Raw genomic sequence first — 22,049 nt, 5'->3', positions numbered from 1 at the left:
CGGGGTTCCATCGGGCGAAGGGGAATCTGCCCTCTCGGTCGTCGAAGCCAGCAGGCCAACTCTGCACACCACGTCACTGGGGGACGACGGTGTCGACGAGGAGGCTTGTCATGACGAAGGACGGCAATTTCAAGAAGGTCGTACGGCGGCACGCTCAGGAGACCGGCCAGCGGTACACCGAGGCGCTGACCGATCTCGAGGGGCTCAACGAGCGGATCCACCACGAGCCGGACGCCGATCGGCTGCTCGTACATCTCCGGGATCGCTACGGCATCGACGCGATCGCGGCGACCAAGCTCAGCGTGCACAAGACGTACGTGTTCCGCATCGACCGGAACGACGGGCCGCCGTGGATCGCGCGGGCGTTCCCACCGGCCCGGCCGCGGTCGGGCGTCGAGGGTGACGCCGCAGTACTGCGCTTCCTCGCCCAGCAGGACTTCCCCGCGGAACGTCTCGCAGTCGACGACGCGGTGTCCGACTTCGACGGCAGCGCGGTCCTCGTCACCCAGTACGTCGAGAGTGAGCCGCTGCCCGGTGGCATCGAGGACTTCCGGATCATGGCCGACCTGCTCGGGCAGCTGCACGCGCTGCCGTACGACGAGTCCGTCAGCCGGCCCGGCGGGGCGAGTGGTGAGGACGCTCGCCACATGGGAGCACCCAGGCAGGATCTCCTGGCCGGCTTGGCGTTTCTCGACGCGGTGGACACGAAGGTCGGGGCAGCCGATCGCAAGCGCTTCGAGCAACTGCTCGACCAGGTGCGTTCTGCCGACGACGGCGACGGTCTGCCCGAGGGCCTGCTGCACGGCAACCTGATGCATGCACCCAACCACGCGATCATCGGCAAGAACGGGCCGGTGGCAATCAACTGGAAGGCCTCCGGGCGCGGCCCGCGGCTCGCCGACCTCGCGTTCCTGCTCTGGGGAACCGGAGACTGGGCGCCGACCAGGCGCGCCAACGAGGAACGCGTCGGCGTGGTCGTCGACGCGTACCGCCGGCATGTCGAGCTGACCGACGAGGAGCTCGACCGGCTCGAAGGCGTGATGTACATCAGGCCGCTCTACCTGGTCTGCTTCGGCTACAACCGCGACCTGCGCAACTCCGTCCCGTTCGACGAGTGGTGGTTCCTTGAGCCGGCGGAGTACTTCACCGCCACCGCGGCCGCGACCAGAGCCGCGTTCCGCGGCTAGCCGAAGCTTGGTGGGTCTACCTGGACCCGGACAGTGCCTGGGTTCTTCTTCGTGGTCCGGGCTGACTGGGCTTCTTTGAGGGCGCGGACGAGGGCGGTGCCGTGGGCTCGGGGGGTGCGGACGACGGCTCTGACGGTTTCGTCGTCCACGTCCACCGGGCCCAGGACCTCCAGGCCGGCGGACGGCGGGACCGCGTCGCGGAGGCGGGTGACGAGGTCGTTGACGGATTCGGCCGGTCCGGTGAGCTCCGCGAGTTTGGCGGCGGGGGCGAGGCGGGCCGTACGGCGCTCCTCGATCTCACGGGCCGCGTAGCCCTCGGGCGACCAGCGGACGATCGCCTGCAACTGCAGTGCCGACGGGTCGCCGACCAGGATCACGGTCCCGCCGGAGCCGGCCGGCCGCACCAGGGCGGCCGCGTTGAACCATCGACGTACGGCCTCCTCGGCCGCTCGGAGGTCCGGGCGCGCGAGCATCAACCAGGTGTCGAGCAGCAGCGCCGCCGCGTACCCGCCCTCGGCGACCGGCTCCGCGCCCGGTGTGCTGACGATCAGCGCCGGCGCGTCCGGTACGTCGTCGAGCATGTTGTCGCCGCCCGACGTACGCACGACGACGCCCGGGAACGCCCGGCCCAGCTCCTCCGCCGTCCGGCGGGCGCCGATGATCGCCGCGCGCATCCGCGTGTCGCCGCACTCCGGGCACCGGTGATCCACCGCCGGCCGCCCACACACGCTGCAGCTCGCGGGACCTGACCCTCCGGTACGGCGCAATGTGCCGCCGCAGGTGGCACAGCGGGACGGTGCGCGGCACGTCTGGCAGACGAGGCTCGGCAGGTACCCGGCGCGGGGCACCTGCACCAGCACCGGCCCGATCCGCAGCCCCGCGCGGGCGATCTCGAACGCCCGGTGCGGCAACCGTGCCGCCCGCGCGGCCGGATCGCGCGCCAGGTCGTGGTCCGACTCCCCCGCGATGTGCACCGACGGCGACGCCGCGCGGATCACCTTCCGGTCCGCGATCAGCTCGTGCGCGAACCCGGACTCGATCAGCGCCGCCGCCTCCGCCGACCGTGCGTACCCGCCGAGCAGCGCGGCACACTGCTGCCGGAACGCCCGCAACAGCAGGACTTCCCGGGCATGCGGGTACGGTGCGCGCGGCTCGGCGTACGACTCGTCGCCGTCGTCCCACATCGCGACCAGCCCGAGATCCGTCACCGGGGCGAACGCCGCCGCGCGCGTCCCGATCACCACGCGCGCACGCCCGTGCAGCGCGGCGAGGAACGCTCTGTATCGCGCCGTCGGGCCAAGGTCCGCAGACAACGTGACGAAGCCGGACTCGCCCAACACGTCAGTACAGGCCGCTGCCAGCCGCTCCAGGTCGCGCGCGTCCGGTGCGAGCAGCAACGCGCCACGACCCGCGGCCGCACACACAGCGGCAGCCTGCGCGAACGCGAGCGGCCAATCGGCCCCTGGTGTCGCTGTCCACACCGCCCGCGGTGCCTCGCCGCGCGCGACCGAGTCCAGGAAGCCAGGAGGGTACGGCGACCACTCCGAGCGGGACGTCGACGCCGGCGGGCGCGGCGGCAGGTCGCATCGCAGCGGCTCGGCCTCCACCTTCGCGTGCCGCGGCGGGACCGCCAGGCGCGTGACGTCGGCCAGCACGCCGGCGTACCGATCGGCAACGGCGCGGCAGAGGTCCGCGATCTCCGGCGTGAGCACGCGCTCGGGCGAGACGACCTTGCGGAGCCGGACCAGCTTGCCGTCGTGGTCGGACTCGTCGAGCCGCTCCAGCACGAACCCGCTGACGTCCTTGCCGGCGAACCGCACCTTGACCCGAGCGCCGGGCTGCGCGGCCGCGGTCAGGTCGTCGGGCACCAGGTAGTCGAACGGCCGGTCCAGGTGCGGGAGCGAGACGTCGACCGCGATCCGGGCCACCGGCAACGTTGTGGTGATCTCGGCAGGTTCCTTGGTCCGCGACTTCCGAACGGTGTCGCGCAGCAGCGTCAACTGCTCCGGTGATTCTCCGTTCGATGTCACTGACGCATGCTAAAGCAGCGGGCCGACAGCGCGGTTGTGCACTGCCGACCCGCTGTGGACAACTACTTGTTGACGGCCGCCTTGAGGGCCTCTACGCGGTCGGTGCGCTCCCAGGTGAAGTCCTCGCCGGTGCGGCCGAAGTGGCCGTTGCGGGCGGTCTGGGCGTAGATCGGCCGGAGCAGCTCCAGGTCCCGGATGATCGCGGCCGGGCGCAGGTCGAAGACCTCGCGGGCGGCGGCGGCGATCTTCGCGACCTCGACCTTCTCGGTGCCGAACGTGTCGACGTAGAAGCCGACCGGGGCGGCCTTGCCGATCGCGTACGCGACCTGGCACTCGACGCGGTCCGCGAGCCCGGCGGCGACGATGTTCTTCGCCACCCAGCGCATCGCGTACGCCGCCGAACGGTCCACCTTCGACGGGTCCTTGCCGGAGAACGCGCCACCACCGTGGCGCGCCATCCCGCCGTAGGTGTCGATGATGATCTTCCGGCCGGTCAGGCCGGCGTCGCCCATCGGGCCACCGATCTCGAACCGGCCGGTCGGGTTCACCAGCAGCGTGTAGTCGCTCGAGTCGATGTCGAACTGCTCCAGCACCGGGTCGACGACGTGCTTCTTGACGTCCGGCGACAGCATCGTGTCCAGGTTGATGTCCGCCGCGTGCTGGCTGGACACCACCACGGTGTCGATCCGGACCGCCTTGTCGCCGTCGTACTCGATGGTGACCTGGGTCTTGCCGTCCGGCCGCAGGTACGCGAGGGTCCCGTTCTTGCGGACCTCCGCGAGCCGCTCGGACAGCCGGTGCGCGATCGTGATCGGCAGCGGCATCAGCTCCGGCGTCTCGTTGGACGCGTAGCCGAACATCAGGCCCTGGTCGCCCGCGCCCTGCAGGTCCAGTTCGTCCTTCGACGCGTCCGAGCGCGTCTCGTACGCCGTGTCGACACCCTGTGCGATGTCCGGTGACTGGCTCCCGATCGCGACCTGCACCCCACAGGACGCGCCGTCGAAGCCCTTCAGGGACGAGTCGTAGCCGATCTCGAGGATGCGCGACCGCACAATCCCCGGAATGTCGACGTACGCCGTCGTGGTGACCTCACCTGCAACGACGACCAGACCCGTGGTGATCAGGGTCTCGACCGCGACCCGGCTCTTCGGGTCCTCGGCCAGCAACGCGTCGAGGATGGAGTCGCTGATCTGGTCAGCAATCTTGTCCGGGTGACCCTCGGTCACGGACTCGGACGTGAAAAGGCGCCTCGCCACAATTCTCCCTCGGATTGCTCTTGTGCCGCCCGGCTGCGCGTTGGCACGGCCGCGCGATCCCCCCAATGCACCGGCGGTTGGCGATGCATCTGGGAAGTATGCCAGCAGTTTCCCCCGCGATCCCGGGGACACTCCGATTTCATCCGGAATGCGAGATTGCCGATCACATGTTGGACACCAGCTCGGGATTCACGCGTGCGCGCCGACCGTCACCTCGCCGAGTGTGAGCGACGGCGCAGCACCGAGGATCGCAGCCAGCCGGTCCACCTGCGCGTCCAGCAGCTTCCGGCGGCGGCGGTTCAGCGGGGTCAGCGCCTCGACGGTGACGTGGAGTGTCCGGCCGGACTTCTTCTGGTGCCAGACGCCGGCGACGATGCCGTCGACGAGCAGCAGCGGATAATTGCCGGCCTGGCCGCGGGCGGTCGCGCGTTCGAACGCCTTGCCCGGGAAGAGCAGCTCGCGCGGGTAGCTGCCGACGCCGTACGCGTCGAAGTACGGGAGCAGCCGTACGCCCTCGGCGCGCTCGTCCGGGAAGTCGTCGTCGCCGGGTGCACACCAGACGGTCTGGTCCGCCAGGGTCGCCTGCGGCAGGCCGTCGAAGTACGGCTTGACCGTGGTCGGCGTGGTCTTGAGCCAGCGCGCGAACTGCTGCGGCGTCGCGGGGCCGTACGAGTAGAGGTATTGGTGCAGGAGCTCCGTGAGCGCCTTGTCCGCGGGCATCGGGTCGAACGGACGCAGGCGGTGCGGATTCGAGTAGGTCGTGAGCCTGCCGCGCATCGGCCCGTGACAGAGCACGCCGGCGTGCGCCGCCACATGGACCGCCTGCCGCCAGCGGGCCCACGCGCCCTGGAAGGCGGGGATGGTCGGAGTACGGGCCCAGTCGCCGGTCCGCCGGACGACCTCCTCGGTCAGCTCGTCGACGGTCAGGTCGTCGGCCGCGAGCGCTTCGCCGATCGCAACGACCACCTGATCGATCTCGTCCGGCGTCATCCGGATCGGCTCCGGCTGCTGAGCGCTCCCCTGGAGCGCCGACAGTGCCCCGGTCCACATCGGCAGATCGTCCAGCGGCAGCAGATGCACGGTCCCCCGCGGCCCGAACGTCTTCACCAACTCGTCGTCGCGCTGCACGGACTCCCGATCAGCCCCATCCACCCGCAGCGCAACCGACACCTCCCCCGCCGCCCCGATTTGCGCATGCGCCCCACACATCCCCCGCACGGCCTCCACCGCCGTACCAAAACCCTCCCCCAACCCATGCCGCCGCACCCGCCGAGCAACAACCGCCTGCCAACCGATCTCCATACCCCAAACCGTAGGCCGAAAAGCGGACAGCTCCTGTCCTCCTATGGCCAGTGGGAGGCGACGAGGTTCCAGATGACTCCGGCCAGGGCGTCTTTGCTGCCGGAGGGGACGGGGAGGGTGGCGCCGGTGCGGTCGAGGATGACGGCCTCGTTGAGGTCGCTGCCGAAGACTTTGCCGCCGGAGACGTCGTTGACGACCAGGAGGTCGCAGCCCTTGCGGGCGAGTTTGGCGCGGCCGAGCTCGAGGACCGTGTGGTCCGCGTCGCCGGTCTCCGCGGCGAAGCCGACGATGACCTGGTCCGAGCGGGTGCGGTCGTGCGAGATCGTGTCCAGGATGTCCGGGTTCTGTACGAGGTCGACCGAGGGCACCGCGCCGTCGGCGGTCTTCTTGATCTTGTGCTCGACGACGTCAGCCGGGCGGAAGTCCGCGACCGCGGCCGCCATCACGATCGCGTCGGCGTCGGCGGCGCGGCCGGTGATCTCGTCGTACAGGTCGGCGGCCGACACCACCGGGACGACCTGGACGCCGGCCGGGTCCGGGAGCTCGGAGTTGGCGGCGACCAGCGTGACCTTCGCGCCGCGGGCGGCGGCGATCCGGGCCAGGGCGTAGCCCTGCTTGCCCGACGACGAGTTGCCGAGGAACCGCACGGGGTCGAGGTGCTCTCGGGTCCCCCCGGCGCTGATCAGCACGTGCTTCCCGGTCAGGTCGGCGACCGACTGGCCGGCCGCCCGGGCCGCCTCGTCGGCGAGCATCAACTGGCTGATCGCGAAGATCTCCGACGGCTCCGGCAGCCGCCCGCGGCCGGTGTCGGCGCCGGTCAGGCGCCCGACCGCCGGGTCGAGGACCGTGATCCCGCGGGACCGCAGGGTGGCGACGTTCGCCTGGGTCGCCGGGTGCTCCCACATCTCGGTGTGCATCGCGGCCGCGAACAGGATCGGGCAGCGCGCGGTGAGCAGGGTGTTGGTGAGCAGATCGTCGGCCAGCCCGTGGGCGGCCTTGGCGATCAGGTTCGCGGTCGCGGGCGCCACGACGACGAGCTCCGCGGCCTTGCCGATCCGGACGTGCGGCACCTCGTGCACGTCGTCGAACGGATCCGTGGTCACCGGCTGCCCGGACAGCGCCGCCCAGGTCGCCGCACCGACGAACTCCAGCGCGGCCGCCGTCGGCACCACCCGGACGCTGTGCCCGGACTCGGTCAGCCGTCGCAGCAGGTCACAGACCTTGTACGCAGCGATACCACCGCCGACGCCGAGGACGACGTTCGGCCGGTGGCGGGGTACGACAGCGGCCCCCGGAGCGCTCTGGCTACCGGGGGTCATTTCACCGGTTGCGGACATCGGACTCCGTTCCCGGTCGGTGTCGGGTTACTCGGACTTCTTCTCCGCTGCCGCGGCGGCTTCCGCCTCGGCCTCGGGGTCGATGTCGGTGCAGGTCAGCACGCCGTCGTTGATCTCGCGCATGGCGATCGACAGCGGCTTCTCCTGGACGTGCGTCTCGACCAGCGGTCCGACGTACTCCAGCAGGCCCTCGCCGAGCTGGGAGTAGTAGGCGTTGATCTGCCGCGCGCGCTTGGCCGAGTACAGCACGAGCTTGTACTTCGAGTCGGTGCGGGTGAGCAGGTCGTCGATCGGCGGCGAGGTGATGCCGATGGCGACGGGCTGGTTGCCAGACAAAGTCAGCTCTTTCCAGAGATGGAGGGTGATCGAATCAACTTTACCAACTGATCGGCAGCCTCCCGAACCGAGGCGTTCACGATCGTCACGTCGAACTCCTTCTCGGCCGCGAGCTCCAGCACCGCGGTCTCGAGCCGGCGTTCGCGCTCCTCGGCGGTCTCGGTGCCGCGGCCGACCAGCCGGCGGACCAGTTCGTCCCAGCTCGGCGGGGCCAGGAACACGAACTGTGCCTCCGGCATCGTCTCGCGGACCTGGCGGGCGCCCTGCAGGTCGATCTCCAGCAGCGCGGGCCGCCCGGTGGCCAGCTTGTCGAGGACCGGCTGCCGCGGCGTGCCGTACCGGGCCGCCTTGTGGACGACGGCCCACTCCAGCAGTTCGCCGTCGGCGATCATCCGGTCGAACTCCGCGTCCGACACGAACAGGTAGTGCACGCCGTGCACCTCGTTCGGCCGCGGCTTGCGGGTGGTGGCCGACACCGAGATCCAGATGTCGGTGAACCGGTCGCGGATCTCGGCGGCCACCGTCCCCTTGCCGACCGCCGTCGGTCCGGCCAGCACGGTCAGTCGCGCCGGCGGCCGGTCACCGGCGCCGGTAGCAGCAGGGCCATTCGGGTGCGTGGTCATCGTCACACCAGTGTCCAACGAGCCGGACACCGTTTCGGTTCGGCTCACTGGGGTCACTCGGCGAATTCGCGCTCGAGCGCGGCGATCTGGTTCGAACCGAGGCCGCGGACGCGCCGCGTCTCCGAGATCCCCGCCCGCTCCATGATCTGCTGGGCGCGGACCTTGCCGACGCCGGGGATGCACTGCAGCAGCTGGCTGACCCGCATCTTGCCGATCACATCGTTCGTCTGCCCCTCGTGGAGCACCTCCGTCGGAGACGCTCCCGAGTGCCGGATCCGGTTCTTGATCTCGGCTCGTTCACGCCGCGCCGCCGCGGCCTTGTCCAGAGCGGCCGCACGCTGCTCCGGGGTCAAAGTAGGAAGTGGCACCGTTTCACCTGTCCCGTTGTATGGCTTCGCAAGGGAACCTAACACGGGTCCAGCCCGAGGCCGGCCCGTGGTCAGCCCGGTGTCGGGCCGATGTCGTGCGGAGTCGTCACTTCCAGGACGGGAGGTCGACCTTGCAGCTGTCCTTGGCCTGGCTGGTGATGTTCTTGTACGCCGTCATCACACCGGGAGTCTGCTTGCTCAGCGTGGCCAGTTCCTTGGCGTCGGAGCCCGCCTTCTTGGCCTTCTCGGCGAACGCGACGACCACGCCCCAGTCGTCCTGTACGTCCTTGGGCGCGGACTTCTGGACCTTCTTCGCCGCGTCGAGGATCTTCACGTAGTCGACCGGTTTCTGCGGGTCGACGTCGACGGCCTTGGCCGCGTACTTGGCCAGATCGATGCAGTACGCCTGGTCGTCGGTGCACCCGGTCAGCACAACGGCACCGGCGGCCATGGTCGCGAGGACGGCGAGAGTTCGCTTCACGGCGGCCACGGTACTAGTTCACGGGACTAGTTCACGCCGGCTACACCGAGTGGGCGGTGGGACGGAACGGGCAGAGCCGTCCCACCGGCCGGTTCACGCAGTGGTTCAGCTACCGCTGTTCATGTCGATCTTGCAGCTGTCCTTGGCCTGCTTGGTGATCGCTTCCTGGGCCGCCTGGATCTTCGGCAGCTCGGTCTTCGCGAGCTCCGACAGCTTGGTGGTGTCGCCGTTGGCGTCCTTCACCTTCTGCGCGTAGTCGACGACGGTCTGCCAGTCGTCCTTCAGGTCCTTCGGTGCCGACTTCTTGACCTTCTTGGACTCGTCCAGGACCTTGTCGATGGCACCGGAGTCCTTCATGTCCAGGCCCTTGGAGGTCTCGACGTAGCTCTTCAGGTCGCCGCAGTAGTCGCCACCCGAGCAGGCTGTCAGGGTGCCAACGCTCATCGTCGCAACGGCCGCGAGGGCTGCCAGCTTCCGCATCGTGTTCCTTCACTGTGTCGCGCGGGAAGACCGTTGCTCCCCGTCCGCCGACACCTTTCCGAACGCCGGGGTCACCGCAAGCTCTGGCACGCCGTGAACAACGTCGCACGGCCCGACTGGAACCGGGCTGTGATGTGCCGCGTCGCCGAACAGGACGGCGACGGCGTTCGCGGAGACGATCACCAGGATCGCCGCCCAGTCCGGCATCGCCAACTGCTGGTGCAGAACGACGAGCCCGACGAGCGCCGCCAGCACGGGGTTCACGCTCATGAACACACCGAAGAACTGCGCCGGAACCCGTCGCAACGTCAATACGTCAACGAGGAACGGCACGGCGGAGGACAGCACTCCGGCGACCAGCGCGTACGTCACCGCAGCAAGCGTCGCGGGATGATGCAGCAGCACGACGACGCCGACCGGTACGTAAGCGAGTCCGGACAGCCCCGCCGCAGCAGCTGAACCAGTTGCGCCCGGCAACTCTCGCCCGATCGTCCGGTTGAGCAGGATGTAGAACGCCCAGCACAGCGCGGCGAGCAGGCCCAGTCCGATACCGACGTAGTCCGTGGTCGCCTGCGGACGCATCAGCAGCACCACGGCCGGAGCGGCGACCAGCGCACACACCAGGTCGAGGACGCGCCGTGATCCCAGCAGCGCCACGGCGAGCGGGCCGAGGAACTCGAGCGTGACGGCCAGCCCCAGACCGACCCGGTCGATGGCGGTGTACAGCGACAGGTTCATGACCGCGAAGACCGCCGCCAGACCGATCACCGTGCGCCATTGACGGGCCGTGATCGAACGCAGTCGTGGCCGGCCGATCGCGAGCAGCACGATCGCGGCGACCCACTGCCGGATCGCCACCACGCCTGCCGGCCCGATCACCGGGAACGCGAGCGCCGCCACCGACGCGCCCACCTGCGTCGACAGTCCGCTGCCGAGCATCATCGCCACACCGACCAACCGATCTCGCCTCACCCTGCCGAGGGTCCGCCCGGTGCGACGCCGGGCAAAATGCAGGTGGACGCGGATCTATACGCTGGAGTCATGGATATCCGGCAGCTGCGGTGCCTGGTGGAGATCGTCGACTCCGGTACGTTCACCGACGCCGCGATCGAACTCGGAATCTCCCAGGCCGCGGTGTCCCGCAACCTGCTGGCGCTGGAACGCGAACTCGGCGTCCGGCTGCTGCACCGCACCAGCCGTTCGCTCACGCCGACCACCGCCGGGGTCCGGGTGCTCGCACGAGCCCGCCACATCCTGGCCGAGCTCGACGAACTGGTGACCGAGGCGAAGAGCGGTCACACGCGGCTGCGGGTCGGCCACGCGTGGTCGGCGTTCGGCAGTCATACCCGCGAGTTCCAGCGCAGGTGGGCGGCCGAGCACCCTGGGATCGAGCTACAGCTCATCCGCACCAACACGACCACCGGTGGTCTGGCCGAGGGCTTGTGCGATCTCGCGGTCGTGCGCAGCCACCTCGATCTCCGCCGGTTCGCGCACGTGCTGCTCACCCAGGAGCAGCGGTACTGCGCGCTGCCCGCCGACGATCCGCTGACGCGCAAACGGACGGTGACGCTCGATCAGCTGCGCGAACGGCGGCTCGTCATCGACCGCCGTACCGGAAGCACCACGGTGGATCTCTGGCCGGAGGACGCGCGGCCGGAGATCGAGTACACGCAGGACGTCGACGACTGGCTGGCCGCGATCGCCTCCGGCCGTTGTGTCGGCATGACCCCGCAGGCGACCACGACCCAGTACCGGCGCGACGGTGTCACGTACCGCCCGGTGCGGGACGCGCCGCCCGTCGACGTACACCTGATCTGGCATCGCGAGGACCCGCATCCGGCGACGCAGGCCGCCGTGGACCTGCTCACCGGCCTCTATCAGGCTTCGAGGAGCGAGAGCAGCTGACGACGCTCGTCGACGCGATGCAGCACCTCGCGCACCTGGTCGATCCCGCCGGTGGGCCAGCGGTCCGCGATCCGGCGTACCGCGGGGTCCTCGATCGTGGCTGACAAGGCGCCCGGGAAGTCGCCCCAGACGACCTCGAACGGACGGTCCCAGAGCGCACCGACCTCAAGCTTGACGGGCTGCGTGATCCCGCGCCGGTTGTGCAACTCCCCCACTGCGCGGTACGCCGCCATCAGCGCTTCCCCGCGCTGCTGCCACGTCGACGTACGCACAACGTCCTGGAGCAGCGGGCTCAGCTCCGGGCCGCAGGGCAGGCGGCGGAACGCCGTCCCGAACCATTTCGGGTACGGCGCATAGGTCCGCTCGATCAGAAAGCACAAATGCATCAAGTCGCGGACCAGCCGCGCAGCGGTCATCGCCGACCCGAGCTCGTCACCGACGTAGCCGGACCTGCCGGTGTTGTTCATCTCCGGATGTACGCGCCACCAGCCGGCGATCATCAGGTACCGCCAGAGGTCGTCGGGGTAGTACGCCAGCCGATCGCGCACGTCCTGCAGGCCGAGGTCGTCGTGAAAGACCGCACCGGCCGTGTACATCAGTAGGTGGTCCTCCGGGAACGTCAGCCAATCCGCAGCGGTCAACTTCGCGTCGGGATCGAATCCGAGCTTCGACCGGAAGTACGCGCGAACCGTGTGCACCTCGACCAAAGCCGGCCGCCCGTCGAACACTTCAGGTACGTCGGGCTCGACGCTGACGCCGGGCGGGACGAAGAGCGCGACCCGCGCCTCGCAGTTGTGATCGGTGGACATCGCATCGTCGTACCCGAGCACTTCCGATCCACGTCCGATCAGCGCAGCACTGTGCGGACCGTCGAGCTGCGGCCGCACAACCTCGTTGTAGAACCGTCGGCACAAAGCAATTCCGGATTCCATGCCGATGAAGGTCAGTATCCGAGGACGGTCCGGTACGCGTCGTTGGTCCGCGCAGCGGCGTCCTTCAGCGCGGATGCGTCCGGGCCCGCGCCGAGGATCTCGCGGGAGCTGGACGGGACAACATTGCGGACCGCCGTACCGAAGACCTTGGCGAGGCCCTCGGCCGTGCCGCCCTGGGCGCCGAGGCCGGGGGCGAGCAGCGGGCCGTTGATGTCGAGGTTCTCGTCCGTCGCACTGATGGTGGCGCCAACGACCGCACCGAACGAACCGAGCCCCTCGGCGTCGGCATTCAGCGCGCGCAGGCCGTCGAGCACCGCACCGGCGACGGTCGAGCCGTCCGCGGTCCGGGCCGACTGGAACTGCGGACCCTCAGGGTTCGACGTCAGGGCGAGCACGAACAGCCCGGCGCCCGCCGTACGGGCCTCGTCGATCGCCGGCTGCAGCGACCCGAACCCGAGGTACGGGCTGACCGTCAGGGCGTCACACGCGAGCGGCCCCTTCTCGGCCAGGTACGCCGAGGCGTAGCCGGCCATCGTCGTACCGATGTCGCCGCGCTTCGCGTCGATGATCACCACCGCACCGGCCTCCCGCAGCCGGACGGTCGCCTGCTCGAGAACGGCGATCCCGGCCGACCCGAACCGCTCGAAGAACGCGGACTGCGGCTTGAACACCGCGACCTGGTCGGCGAGGGCGTCCACGACACCGTACGTGAACGATGCCAGGCCCTCGGCCGTGTCCGGGAGGCCCCAGGCGTCGAGCAGGTGCGCGTGCGGGTCGATCCCGACGCACAGCGGACCACGGGTGTCCATCGCGGCCCGGAGCCGGGCGCCGAACGGCTTGTTACGCATCTCGCTCCCCAAGGGTTGGTTGCTCATGGCAAGCTCCTGTTGATGGTCCGGACCAGGCCCGGTCCACGGTAGATCAGTCCTGAGTACACCTGGACGAGACTCGCGCCGGCGTCGAAGAGGCGGGTCGCGTCGGCGGCGTCCACGATCCCACCGACGCCGATGATCGGCAACGCTCCCCCGGTCTCGTTGTGGATGTGCGCGACCACCTTCGCCGAGGTCTCGGCCAGCGGGCGGCCGGACAGGCCGCCGGCCTGCTGGGCGAGCGGATGAGCCTCCACGCCCGGGCGGCCGATGGTCGTGTTGGTGGCGATGATGCCGGCGACGCCGGTGCCGGTGCAGACCTGGAGCAGCTCGTCGATCGCGGACGTGGTCAGGTCCGGAGCGATCTTGACCAGGATCGGCTTCGGGTCGAGACCGGCGACGGTCAACGCGGCCGCTTCGGCGTGCAGCGCGGTCAGCAACTCACGCAGGTGCCCGGCGTCCTGCAGCGTACGCAGGCCGGGTGTGTTCGGCGACGACACGTTGACTGCGAAGTAGTCGCCGTACCGGTAGAGCCGGCTCAGCGACGTCACGTAGTCCTCGACCGCGTCCTCGAGCGGGGTGACCTTCGACTTGCCGATCGAGATGCCGAGCGGATAGCCGAGGTCGCCGTACGCCGCCAGTCGCCCGGCGAGCGCCTCGCTGCCGAGGTTGTTGAAGCCCATCCGGTTGATGACCGCCTCGTGCTCCACGAGGCGGAACAACCGTGGCTTCTCGTTTCCCGGCTGCGGATGCGCGGTGACGGTGCCGACCTCGACGAACCCGAAGCCGAGCGCCGGCCACGCACGCAGCGCGATCCCGTTCTTGTCCATCCCCGCCGCGAGGCCCACTGGTGACGGGAAGCGGACGCCGAAGACGGTCCGGGGCGTCGCAGCCTTGGCCGCGCCGTACAGCCGGGCCGCGGCGCGCGGGGCGCCGGGGACGCGGCCGAGGAGCCGGAGGCCGGCGAGCGTCTGCTCGTGCGCGACCTCCGCATCCCCACGCCCCAACCGGTACAGCACCGGCCGCACAACCCTCTCGTACGCCGACCGCCTGCGCCGCACGGAGACCTCAGGCACCGTGGATCCTGGGCACCCAGTCCTGCAGCGAACGGACCGCGATGTCGCCGGCGCGCTGGGCCTCGATGCCCTGGACCGCGGCCGCGAGCCCCTGCACGGTGGTGATGCACGGGATGTTCCGTGCCACCGCCGCACTGCGGATCTCGTACCCGTCGATCCGCGGCGAACCGCCCTGGGTGATCCCGATCGGCGTGTTGACGATCAGGTTCAGCTCGCCGTCCTGGACCATCTGCACGATCGTCGGCTCACCGTTCGGGCCCGGGCCCTGACTGCTCTTGCGGACCGTGACCGCCTCGACCCCGTTGCGCCGCAGCACGTCGGCCGTGCCCTCGGTCGCGAAGATCTGGAAGCCCAGGTCCGCCAGCCGCTTGACCGGGAAGATCATGTGCCGCTTGTCCCGGTTCGCGACCGAGACGAACACCTTCCCGTCGGCCGGCAGCGGCTGCGACGCACCCGCCTGCGACTTCGCGAACGCTGTACCGAAGGTGTCGTCGATGCCCATCACCTCGCCGGTCGACTTCATCTCCGGCCCGAGCACGGTGTCGACCGACGCGCCGTCGATGGTCCGGAACCGGTTGAACGGCATCACGGCCTCCTTGACCGCGATCGGCGTCGTCGGCGGCAGCGTGCCACCGTCGCCCTCGGCCGGCAGCATTCCCTCGGCGCGCAGTTCGGCGATCGTCGCGCCGAGCATCACCCGGGCGGCCGCCTTCGCGAGCGGCGTCGCGGTCGCCTTCGACACGAACGGCACCGTCCGGGACGCGCGCGGGTTCGCCTCCAGTACGTACAGGACGTCGCCGGCCAGCGCGTACTGCACGTTCAGCAGGCCGCGGACGCCGACGCCCCGCGCGATCGCCTCGGTGGAGCGGCGGATGTTCTCGATGTCCGCGTTCCCGAGGGTGATCGGCGGCAGCGCGCAGGACGAGTCGCCGGAGTGCACGCCGGCCTCCTCGATGTGCTCCATCACGCCGCCGAGGAACAGCTCGTTCCCGTCGTACAGCCCGTCGACGTCGATCTCCACCGCGTCGTCCAGGAACCGGTCGATCAGCACCGGGTGCTCCCACGAGCCCGAGCCCGCACTCAACCGGTCCAGCGCCGCGGTCAGCTCGGCAGAGCTGTAGACGATCTCCATGCCGCGGCCGCCGAGCACGTACGACGGCCGGACGAGCACCGGGAACCCGATCTCCGCGGCAACGTCGTGCGCCTCCTCGGCGGACATCGCGGTCCCGTGCTTCGGCGCCGGCAGCTGGGCGTCCGCGAGCACCTTGCCGAACGCGCCGCGCTCCTCCGCGAGGTGGATCGCCTCCGGCGAGGTGCCGACGATCGGTACGCCGGCGTCCGCGAGCCGCTGCGCCAGGCCGAGCGGCGTCTGGCCGCCGAGCTGGACGATCACGCCCGCGACCGGTCCGGCCTGCAGCTCGGCGTGCACGATCTCGAGCACGTCCTCGCAGGTGAGCGGCTCGAAGTACAGCCGGTCGGAGGTGTCGTAGTCGGTCGAGACCGTCTCCGGGTTGCAGTTCACCATGATCGTGCAGTAGCCGGCCCCGCGCAGTGCCATCGACGCGTGCACGCACGAGTAGTCGAACTCGATGCCCTGGCCGATCCGGTTCGGCCCGGAACCCAGGATCAGCACCGCCGGCTCGGTCCGGGGCGCGACCTCGGACTCCTCGTCGTACGAGGAGTAGTGGTACGGCGTCTCCGCCTTGAACTCGGCCGCACAGGTGTCGACCGTCTTGTAGACCGGGCGGATCCCGAGCGCCTGCCGGACCCCGCGGACGACGTCCTCGGTGAGCCCGCGGATCTCGGCCAGCTGCAGGTCCGAGAACCCGTGCCGCTTGGCGAGCTTGATCACCTCGGGCGTCAGCCGCGGCGCGGCCGCGACCTGCAGCGCGGTCTCGTGGAGCAGGTACAGCTGGTCGACGAACCACGGGTCGATGTGCGTCGCGTCGAAGATCTGCTCGGGCGAGGCTCCGGCCCGGATCGCGTCCATGACGTCGCGCAACCGGCCGTCGTGCGGCGTCTTGATGCCCTCGAGCAGCGGCTCCAGCTCGGTGGCGGGCTGACCGGCCCAGGAGAACCGGGCCTCCGGCTTCTCCAGTGAGCGCAGCGCCTTCTGCAGCGCCTCGGTGTAGTTCCGGCCGATCGCCATCGCCTCGCCGACGCTCTTCATGTGCGTGGTCAGCGTGGCGTCCGCGGCCGGGAACTTCTCGAACGCGAACCGCGGCACCTTCACCACGACGTAGTCCAGCGTCGGCTCGAAGCTGGCCGGGGTCTGCTTGGTGATGTCGTTCGGGATCTCGTCCAGCGTGTAGCCGATGGCAACCTTCGCCGCGATCTTGGCGATCGGGAAGCCGGTCGCCTTCGACGCCAGCGCGGACGAACGGGACACCCGCGGGTTCATCTCGATCACGATCAGCCGGCCGTCCGCCGGGTTCACCGCGAACTGGATGTTGCAGCCGCCGGTGTCGACGCCGACCTCGCGGATGATGCCGATCGCCAGGTCCCGCATGATCTGGTACTCGCGGTCGGTCAGCGTCATCGCCGGCGCGACCGTGATCGAGTCGCCGGTGTGCACGCCCATCGGGTCGACGTTCTCGATCGAGCAGATGATCACGACGTTGTCGGCCTTGTCGCGCATCACCTCCAGCTCGTACTCCTTCCAGCCGAGGATCGACTCCTCGATCAGCACCTCGGTGGTCGGCGAGGCCTGCAGCCCGGCACCGGCGATCCGGCGCAGGTCCGCCTCGTCGTAGGCCATCCCGCTGCCGACGCCGCCCATCGTGAACGACGGCCGTACGACCAGCGGGTACCCGAGTTGGTCCGCGGCGCCCATCACGTCGTCGATCGTGTGGCAGATGACCGAGCGCGCGACCTCCGCGCCGAGCCCCTCGACGATGTGCTTGAACGACTCCCGGTTCTCACCGCGCTGGATCGCGTCGACGGACGCGCCGATCAGCTCGACGCCGTACTTCTCCAGGACGCCGTTCTCGTGCAGCGCGATCGCCGCGTTCAGCGCGGTCTGGCCGCCGAGGGTGGCGAGCAGCGCGTTCGGGCGCTCCTTCTCGATCACCTTCTCGACGTACTCCGGCGTGATCGGCTCGACGTAGGTCGCGTCGGCGAACTCCGGGTCGGTCATGATCGTGGCCGGGTTGGAGTTCACCAGGACGACCCGGAAGCCCTCCTCGCGGAGCACCCGGCAGGCCTGGGTCCCGGAGTAGTCGAACTCGCAGGCCTGGCCGATCACAATCGGGCCGGACCCGATCACCAGGACCGAGTCGATGTCTGTACGACGTGGCATCAGGCCCGCCCCTCCATCAGTTCTACGAAGCGGTCGAACAGGTACGCCGAGTCGTGGGGACCGGCCGCCGCTTCCGGGTGGTACTGCACTGAGAACGCCAGCACCCGGCCGTCCTTGCCGGTGAGCTTGAGTCCTTCGACGACGTTGTCGTTGAGCGAGACATGGCTGACCTCAGCCGTCCCGTACGGCGTCTCGACCGGGCCGTCCAGCGGGGCGTCCACCGCGAACCCGTGGTTCTGCGCGGTGATCTCGACCTTCCCGGTGGCGCGGTCCAGCACGGGCTGATTGATGCCGCGGTGCCCGTACTTCAGCTTGAAGGTACCGAGTCCGAGCGCGCGCCCGAACACCTGGTTGCCGAAGCAGATCCCGAAGTACGGCCTGTTCTGCTCGAGCAGCTGCTTGAGCAGCGTGGTCGGGTGCTCGGTGGTCTCCGGGTCGCCCGGGCCGTTGCTCATGAAGATGCCGTCCGGGTTCACCGCGAGGACCTGCTCCAGCGTCGCGGTGGCCGGCAGCACGTGCACCTCGATGCCGCGTTCGGACATCCGCTTCGGCGTCATCGACTTGATCCCGAGGTCGAGCGCGACCACGGTGAACCGCTTCTCGCCTTCGGCCGGGACGACGTACGACGCGTTCGTGGTGACCTCGGTGGCGAGGTCGGCGCCGACCATCGGCGGCTGCTCGAGGACCTTGGTCAGCAGCTCCGCCGGGTCCAGGATCTCGGTGGAGATCCCGGCCCGCATCGCGCCGCGCTCGCGCAGGTGCCGGGTCAGCGCGCGGGTGTCGATCCCGGCGATGCCGACCACGTTCTGCGCCTTCAGTTGGTCGTCGAGCGACCGGGTGGCGCGCCAGTTCGAGGGGACGCGGGCCGGGTCCCGCACGACGTACCCGGCGACCCAGATCTTCTGCGACTCGTCGTCCTCGTCGTTGATCCCGGTGTTGCCGATGTGCGGTGCAGTCTGGGTGACGATCTGCCGGTGGTACGACGGGTCGGTCAGCGTCTCCTGGTACCCGGTCATGCCGGTGCTGAAGACCGCCTCGCCGAACGTCTCACCGGTCGCCCCGTACGACGTACCGGCGAACGCCCGGCCGTCCTCGAGGACGAGCAATGCCGCTGTCTGGGCGGGCTGACTCATGGTGCTCCGATCAAGGTCGAGATGGATGCGGTCAGGGCGGCGGTGTCGGCCTTGCGACGCGGGCGGAAGCCGGTGTCGAGGTCGCGGCCGTCATGGGTCCAGGTGACCACCACGAGGCCGGACTTCTCCGCGGTCACCTTGCCGGCGATGCCACGGTCGGTCCGGACCCCGGTCAGGTGGTCCACGGGGATGAAGACATCCGCCGCGCCCTGCCGGTGGAAGATCAGGCCGTCCGCACTGACGGCCAGGTCCGCGGTGCTGCGGACGCCCAGTTCGTGCACGGCGATCCGGTCCATCCAGTCGCCGGCGCTGGTCGTCGCGACGTACACGCCCTCGACGCCGCGCGTGTCGTCCGCAGGCACCGCGGGCAACGGTGCGAGGTCGGCCTGCCGGGACTGGCGGTTGCGCCAGCCCCGGTACATGCCGAAGTAGCCCGCCGCCAGGATCAGCAGCGTGCCGAGGATGCCGAGGAAGGCCCTCACTGGAGGAGCTCACCGTCCAGGACGGTCGGCCGGCCGCGGAGGAACGTCGCGACCACCTTGCCCGGCAGGGTCATCCCCTCGAAGGGTGTGTTCCGCGACAACGACACGGAGGTGTCCGGTACGACGGTCTGCTCGACACGCGGGTCGTACAGCACGATGTTCGCCGGAGCACCCGCCTCGAGCGGACGGCCGTGCTCGGCCGACTGGCCGATCGCGGCCGGGCGGTAGCTCATCCGGTCGGCGATCTCGTCCCAGGTCAGCAGCTTGGTGTCGACCATCGCGTGCTGGACGACGCTGAGCGCCGTCTCGAGCCCGGTCATGCCGGGCGCGGCCGCGCTCCACTCGCAGTCCTTGTCCTCGACCGGGTGCGGCGCGTGGTCGGTGGCGACGATGTCGATGGTGCCGTCGGCCAGGCCCTCGCGGACCGCCTCGACGTCGGCCTTGGTACGCAGCGGCGGGTTCACCTTGTAGACCGGGTTGTACGAGGCGGCCAGGTCCTCGGTCAGCAGCAGGTGGTGCGGCGTGACCTCGGCGGTCACCTCGAGCCCGCGGCGCTTGGCGGCGCGGACGATCTCGACCGAGCCCTTGGTGGACAGGTGGCAGATGTGCAGCTTGGAGCCGACGTGCGCGTTCAGCAGGATGTCGCGGGCGATGATCGCCTCCTCGGCGACACTCGGCCAGCCGGTCAGACCGAGAACGCCGGACAGCGCGCCCTCGTTCATCTGGGCGCCCTGGGTCAGGCGGGGCTCCTGCGCGTGCTGCGCGATCACGCCGCCGAAGGCCTTCACGTACTCGAGCGCGCGGCGCATCAGCGCGGCGTCCCAGACGCAGTCGCCGTCGTCGGAGAAGACCCGGACCCGCGCTGCCGAGTCGGCCATCGCGCCGAGCTCCGCGAGCTGGGTGCCCTTCCGGCCGACCGTGACCGCGCCGATCGGGTACACATCGGCGTACCCGGCGTCGCGGCCGAGCCTCCAGACCTGCTCGACGACACCGGCGGTGTCGGCGACCGGGTCGGTGTTGGCCATCGCGAAGACCGCGGTGAAGCCGCCCTTGGCAGCGGCCTGGGTGCCGGTGAAGACCGTCTCGGCGTCCTCGCGGCCGGGCTCGCGCAGGTGCGTGTGCAGGTCGACCAGCCCCGGCAGCGCGACCAGCCCGGTGGCGTCGATCGTCTCCGCGTCCGCCGGCTTGGCGACGTCGGTGCCGACAGCAACGATCTCGCCGTCGTCGATCAGCAGGTCCGCCACCGCACCGCCCACGATGCTCGCGCCGGTGATCAGGTATGCGCTCACGCGTTCTGCTCCTCTTCGCTACTGCCTGACAACAACAGATAAAGCACGGCCATCCGGATCGCCACGCCGTTGGTGACCTGCTCGACGATCACCGAGCGGGTGGAGTCGGCGACCTCGGCGCTGATCTCCATGCCGCGGTTCATCGGGCCGGGGTGCAGCACGATCGCCTCGTCCGGCAGCTGGCGCATCCGGTTCCGGTCGAGGCCGTAGCGGCGGGTGTACTCGCGGGCGCTCGGGAAGAACGCGTCGTTCATCCGCTCGCGCTGCACCCGCAGCATCATCACGGCGTCGGTCTTCGCCAGGGCGCCGTCGAGGTCGTACGACGTCGCGCACGGCCAGTTCGTCATGTCGACGGGCAGCAGCGTCGGCGGAGCGACCACGGTCACCTCGGCGCCGAGCGTCGAGAGCAGCAGCACGTTCGACCGGGCGACCCGCGAGTGCAGGACGTCGCCGACGATCGTGATCCGGCGGCCCTCCAGCGAGCCGAGGTGCCGGCGCATCGTGAACGCGTCCAGCAGCGCCTGGGTCGGGTGCTCGTGGGTGCCGTCGCCGGCATTCACCACCGAGCCGGTCATCCAGCCTGACTTGGCCAGCAGGTGCGGCGCACCCGACGAGCCGTGCCGGCAGACGACGCCGTCGGCACCCATCGCCTGCAGCGTCAGTGCAGTGTCCTTGAGGCTCTCCCCCTTGCTCACGCTGGAGCCCTTGGCGGAGAAGTTGATGACGTCCGCGGACAGCCGCTTGGCGGCCGCCTCGAACGAGATCCGGGTCCGGGTGGAGTCCTCGAAGAACAGGTTCACCACGGTCCGCCCACGGAGCGCGGGCAGCTTCTTGATCGGGCGGTCGGCCAGCGACCGCATCTCCTCGGCGGTGTCGAGGATCAGCTGGGCCTCGTCGTGGCTCAGGTCACCGGCGCTCAGCAGATGTTTCACTTCTCCCCCTTGTCCGCGATCAGCACCGCGTCCTCGCCGTCGAGTTCGTCGAGGTGCACTGTGACGCGCTCCACGAGTGAGGTGGGCAGGTTCTTGCCCACGTAGTCGGCGCGGATCGGCAGCTCGCGGTGGCCGCGGTCGACCAGGACCGCGAGCTGGACGGCGCGCGGGCGGCCGAGGTCGCCGAGCGCGTCCAGCGCGGCGCGGATCGTCCGGCCGGAGAACAGCACGTCGTCGACGAGCACGACGACCTTGCCGTCGATCCCGTCCGCCGGGATGTCGGTGTGCTCCAGGCCGCGGGGTGGCTTGAGGCCGATGTCGTCGCGGTACATGGTCACGTCGAGTGACCCTGTCGGTACGCTCTGCCCCTCGACGGCCTGAATCCGGGCGGAGACGCGCTGCGCGAGCGGGACTCCGCGGGTGGGGATGCCGAGCAGGACGACCGGGTCGGCGCCGCGGTTCCGCTCGAGGATCTCGTGGGCTATCCGGGTCAGTGCCCGGGAAATGTCGGAAGCGTCGAGGACCTCGCGGCTGCCACGCTGCAGCGGCCTGGTGACCTCGGGTTGCTCTGCGCTCTGGGCAGGGCTCATCGCTACCGTTCCTCCTTTCCTGCCTCTCTGGACAGGTCTTTAAAGGACGTTCGGACCGCTTGACATCATACCGAATGTGACACGCCGTCTTGACGCTGGCCTACGCTCCGGAATATTGTTACTCTGTGTAATCGAGGGGGGTT

Annotated in this window: 21 protein-coding genes; 2 read left to right on the top strand and 19 right to left on the bottom strand. The window is 69.9% G+C overall.

The window, feature by feature from the left end:
* Window positions 1-110: 110 nt before the first annotated feature.
* Window positions 111-1,187 (top strand): phosphotransferase enzyme family protein, encoded by a 1,077-nt coding sequence (locus ACGFI6_RS31030; protein WP_393124806.1) that lies wholly within the window; start codon window positions 111-113, stop codon window positions 1,185-1,187.
* On the opposite strand, the gene ACGFI6_RS31025 is transcribed toward ACGFI6_RS31030, so the two are convergent.
* The 10 genes from ACGFI6_RS31025 to ACGFI6_RS30980 all read right to left on the bottom strand — a co-directional run bounded on the left by ACGFI6_RS31025 (window position 1,184) and on the right by ACGFI6_RS30980 (window position 10,372).
* The gene (locus ACGFI6_RS31025; RefSeq protein ID WP_393124804.1) at window positions 1,184-3,217 is read right to left on the bottom strand and encodes a primosomal protein N'; all 2,034 of its coding nucleotides are present in this window, start codon (window positions 3,215-3,217) and stop codon (window positions 1,184-1,186) included. The two genes, ACGFI6_RS31030 and ACGFI6_RS31025, sit on opposite strands and share 4 nt — an antisense overlap.
* 62 nt (window positions 3,218-3,279) lie before the next feature.
* On the bottom strand, window positions 3,280-4,473 hold the full coding sequence (gene metK, locus ACGFI6_RS31020; protein WP_393124802.1) for a methionine adenosyltransferase: 1,194 nt from the start codon (window positions 4,471-4,473) through the stop codon (window positions 3,280-3,282).
* A gap of 189 nt (window positions 4,474-4,662) precedes the next feature.
* Window positions 4,663-5,775 (bottom strand): winged helix DNA-binding domain-containing protein, encoded by a 1,113-nt coding sequence (locus ACGFI6_RS31015; protein WP_393124798.1) that lies wholly within the window; start codon window positions 5,773-5,775, stop codon window positions 4,663-4,665.
* A 41-nt stretch (window positions 5,776-5,816) separates the two neighbouring features.
* Complete coding sequence (coaBC, locus tag ACGFI6_RS31010; protein ID WP_393125505.1) at window positions 5,817-7,094, bottom strand: bifunctional phosphopantothenoylcysteine decarboxylase/phosphopantothenate--cysteine ligase CoaBC; 1,278 nt, start codon at window positions 7,092-7,094, stop codon at window positions 5,817-5,819.
* Window positions 7,095-7,139: 45 nt separating this feature from the next.
* Entirely contained in the window at window positions 7,140-7,448 is a 309-nt protein-coding gene (gene rpoZ, locus ACGFI6_RS31005; RefSeq protein WP_393124796.1) for a DNA-directed RNA polymerase subunit omega, read from the bottom strand.
* A 2-nt stretch (window positions 7,449-7,450) separates the two neighbouring features.
* The gene (gene gmk / locus ACGFI6_RS31000; RefSeq protein ID WP_393124794.1) at window positions 7,451-8,071 is read right to left on the bottom strand and encodes a guanylate kinase; all 621 of its coding nucleotides are present in this window, start codon (window positions 8,069-8,071) and stop codon (window positions 7,451-7,453) included.
* A gap of 53 nt (window positions 8,072-8,124) precedes the next feature.
* Window positions 8,125-8,439 (bottom strand): integration host factor, actinobacterial type, encoded by a 315-nt coding sequence (gene mihF, locus ACGFI6_RS30995; protein ID WP_141851332.1) that lies wholly within the window; start codon window positions 8,437-8,439, stop codon window positions 8,125-8,127.
* Window positions 8,440-8,545: 106 nt separating this feature from the next.
* Entirely contained in the window at window positions 8,546-8,920 is a 375-nt protein-coding gene (locus ACGFI6_RS30990) for a hypothetical protein (RefSeq protein WP_393124793.1), read from the bottom strand.
* A gap of 105 nt (window positions 8,921-9,025) precedes the next feature.
* On the bottom strand, window positions 9,026-9,400 hold the full coding sequence (locus ACGFI6_RS30985) for a hypothetical protein (RefSeq protein WP_393124792.1): 375 nt from the start codon (window positions 9,398-9,400) through the stop codon (window positions 9,026-9,028).
* Between the two features lie 9 nt (window positions 9,401-9,409).
* Window positions 9,410-10,372, bottom strand: a complete 963-nt coding sequence (locus ACGFI6_RS30980; RefSeq protein WP_393124790.1) for a DMT family transporter — start codon at window positions 10,370-10,372, stop codon at window positions 9,410-9,412.
* 69 nt (window positions 10,373-10,441) lie between these two features.
* Between ACGFI6_RS30980 and ACGFI6_RS30975 the strand changes: the two genes are divergently transcribed.
* Window positions 10,442-11,305 (top strand): LysR family transcriptional regulator, encoded by an 864-nt coding sequence (locus ACGFI6_RS30975; RefSeq protein WP_393124788.1) that lies wholly within the window; start codon window positions 10,442-10,444, stop codon window positions 11,303-11,305.
* On the opposite strand, the gene ACGFI6_RS30970 is transcribed toward ACGFI6_RS30975, so the two are convergent.
* The 9 genes from ACGFI6_RS30970 to pyrR are packed head-to-tail and all read right to left on the bottom strand — an operon-like array spanning window position 11,278 to window position 21,906.
* Window positions 11,278-12,237: a DUF4037 domain-containing protein gene (locus ACGFI6_RS30970; RefSeq protein ID WP_393124786.1), complete on the bottom strand. Its 960-nt coding sequence runs from the start codon at window positions 12,235-12,237 to the stop codon at window positions 11,278-11,280. The two genes, ACGFI6_RS30975 and ACGFI6_RS30970, sit on opposite strands and share 28 nt — an antisense overlap.
* Before the next feature lie 11 nt (window positions 12,238-12,248).
* The gene (gene pyrF / locus ACGFI6_RS30965; protein WP_393124784.1) at window positions 12,249-13,112 is read right to left on the bottom strand and encodes an orotidine-5'-phosphate decarboxylase; all 864 of its coding nucleotides are present in this window, start codon (window positions 13,110-13,112) and stop codon (window positions 12,249-12,251) included.
* Window positions 13,109-14,182, bottom strand: coding sequence for a quinone-dependent dihydroorotate dehydrogenase (locus ACGFI6_RS30960; RefSeq protein ID WP_393124782.1), 1,074 nt, complete (start codon window positions 14,180-14,182; stop codon window positions 13,109-13,111). Before ACGFI6_RS30960 ends, pyrF begins: the two co-directional genes overlap by 4 nt.
* Complete coding sequence (gene carB / locus ACGFI6_RS30955) at window positions 14,175-17,480, bottom strand: carbamoyl-phosphate synthase large subunit (protein WP_393124780.1); 3,306 nt, start codon at window positions 17,478-17,480, stop codon at window positions 14,175-14,177. Before carB ends, ACGFI6_RS30960 begins: the two co-directional genes overlap by 8 nt.
* Window positions 17,480-18,613, bottom strand: coding sequence for a glutamine-hydrolyzing carbamoyl-phosphate synthase small subunit (gene carA, locus ACGFI6_RS30950; RefSeq protein WP_393124778.1), 1,134 nt, complete (start codon window positions 18,611-18,613; stop codon window positions 17,480-17,482). Before carA ends, carB begins: the two co-directional genes overlap by 1 nt.
* Complete coding sequence (locus ACGFI6_RS30945; protein ID WP_393124776.1) at window positions 18,610-19,095, bottom strand: hypothetical protein; 486 nt, start codon at window positions 19,093-19,095, stop codon at window positions 18,610-18,612. Before ACGFI6_RS30945 ends, carA begins: the two co-directional genes overlap by 4 nt.
* A complete protein-coding gene (locus ACGFI6_RS30940; protein WP_393124774.1) occupies window positions 19,092-20,384 on the bottom strand; it encodes a dihydroorotase in 1,293 nt (430 codons plus the stop codon). Before ACGFI6_RS30940 ends, ACGFI6_RS30945 begins: the two co-directional genes overlap by 4 nt.
* Complete coding sequence (locus tag ACGFI6_RS30935; protein WP_393124772.1) at window positions 20,381-21,316, bottom strand: aspartate carbamoyltransferase catalytic subunit; 936 nt, start codon at window positions 21,314-21,316, stop codon at window positions 20,381-20,383. Before ACGFI6_RS30935 ends, ACGFI6_RS30940 begins: the two co-directional genes overlap by 4 nt.
* Window positions 21,313-21,906 (bottom strand): bifunctional pyr operon transcriptional regulator/uracil phosphoribosyltransferase PyrR, encoded by a 594-nt coding sequence (gene pyrR / locus ACGFI6_RS30930; protein WP_393124770.1) that lies wholly within the window; start codon window positions 21,904-21,906, stop codon window positions 21,313-21,315. Before pyrR ends, ACGFI6_RS30935 begins: the two co-directional genes overlap by 4 nt.
* Between the last annotated feature and the right edge of the window lie 143 nt (window positions 21,907-22,049).

Source organism: Kribbella sp. NPDC048928 (genome assembly GCF_043197975.1).
In the GTDB taxonomy this organism is placed as follows: Bacteria; Actinomycetota; Actinomycetes; order Propionibacteriales; family Kribbellaceae; genus Kribbella.
This window is presented reverse-complemented; position numbering and strand designations above follow the sequence as displayed.

What these genes read in the sequence shown, in the direction of transcription:
- ACGFI6_RS31030 (WP_393124806.1), top strand. Translation starts at nt 111, where the DNA reads ATGACGAAGGACGGCAATTTCAAGAAGGTCGTACGGCGGCACGCTCAG.
- coaBC (WP_393125505.1), bottom strand. Translation starts at nt 7,094, where the DNA reads ATGACCCCCGGTAGCCAGAGCGCTCCGGGGGCCGCTGTCGTACCCCGC.
- carB (WP_393124780.1), bottom strand. Translation starts at nt 17,480, where the DNA reads ATGCCACGTCGTACAGACATCGACTCGGTCCTGGTGATCGGGTCCGGC.
- ACGFI6_RS30970 (WP_393124786.1), bottom strand. Translation starts at nt 12,237, where the DNA reads ATGGAATCCGGAATTGCTTTGTGCCGACGGTTCTACAACGAGGTTGTG.
- pyrR (WP_393124770.1), bottom strand. Translation starts at nt 21,906, where the DNA reads ATGAGCCCTGCCCAGAGCGCAGAGCAACCCGAGGTCACCAGGCCGCTG.
- carA (WP_393124778.1), bottom strand. Translation starts at nt 18,613, where the DNA reads ATGAGTCAGCCCGCCCAGACAGCGGCATTGCTCGTCCTCGAGGACGGC.
- gmk (WP_393124794.1), bottom strand. Translation starts at nt 8,071, where the DNA reads ATGACCACGCACCCGAATGGCCCTGCTGCTACCGGCGCCGGTGACCGG.
- ACGFI6_RS31015 (WP_393124798.1), bottom strand. Translation starts at nt 5,775, where the DNA reads ATGGAGATCGGTTGGCAGGCGGTTGTTGCTCGGCGGGTGCGGCGGCAT.
- ACGFI6_RS30975 (WP_393124788.1), top strand. Translation starts at nt 10,442, where the DNA reads ATGGATATCCGGCAGCTGCGGTGCCTGGTGGAGATCGTCGACTCCGGT.
- pyrF (WP_393124784.1), bottom strand. Translation starts at nt 13,112, where the DNA reads ATGAGCAACCAACCCTTGGGGAGCGAGATGCGTAACAAGCCGTTCGGC.
- ACGFI6_RS30985 (WP_393124792.1), bottom strand. Translation starts at nt 9,400, where the DNA reads ATGCGGAAGCTGGCAGCCCTCGCGGCCGTTGCGACGATGAGCGTTGGC.